1 protein-coding gene is annotated in these 606 nt (G+C 47.7%); it reads right to left on the bottom strand.

What is annotated here, in order from left to right:
- On the bottom strand, positions 1 to 556 hold a 556-nt coding region (locus ACYVN4_RS45030; protein ID WP_460730447.1), incomplete at its 3' end, for an XkdQ/YqbQ family protein.
- Positions 557 to 606 lie beyond the last annotated feature (50 nt).

Below are 606 nucleotides of genomic sequence, written 5' to 3'. Positions count from 1 at the left end.
TCAAGCTTTTTACCTTAACCATGGCTTCATTCCCAGCAACTACATTCAGGTTAGCCATAGTTGTCAGCTTCAACGTGTAGGCCTGTTTGTTCTTCGACTTAAGGATATCCTTGGCTTTCTGTTTCATCTGAGCGGCGTTGGCTTTATCCTTGGCCTTTTCGACCACTTGAAGTTTCCCCCAGCGTTCCACTGACCCACCAGCAGCAGTCACCGTAGTCAGCTTCGTGTTGGCCACGTCGGCTGCCTTTTTCTGTGCTGCGGTCTGTTTCTTGGCCTTAGTCTTGGCTGTGGAAGAAGTCTGTTGCTTCTTCTTTTTATCAGTCCGGACCACCCGCACCACATTGACCGTATCATCGATACTCTTCGAAAAAGAAAAACCAGTCAGTTGTGACTGGTCACCAATGATGTTCGTTAACTTTTTGTACGGCGCCCGTCGTAATTCCACAGTCCCATAGTTATCTCGTAAGAAGTAGCGGTGCCCAGTAGCCAGTCGCGTTGCTTTAAAGGAAGCTTTCAGCATATCGAAATAGCTCTTGCTGTCGGCAACTTCCGCCACAAGTTTATGAGTAGAGTTATTGACAACCTTATGTTTCACCCCGGCTAACT

It is taken from the genome of Nocardia heshunensis (assembly GCF_054782115.1).
Note: the sequence above shows the minus strand (reverse complement) of the source record. Positions and strands in the feature narration are given on the sequence as shown.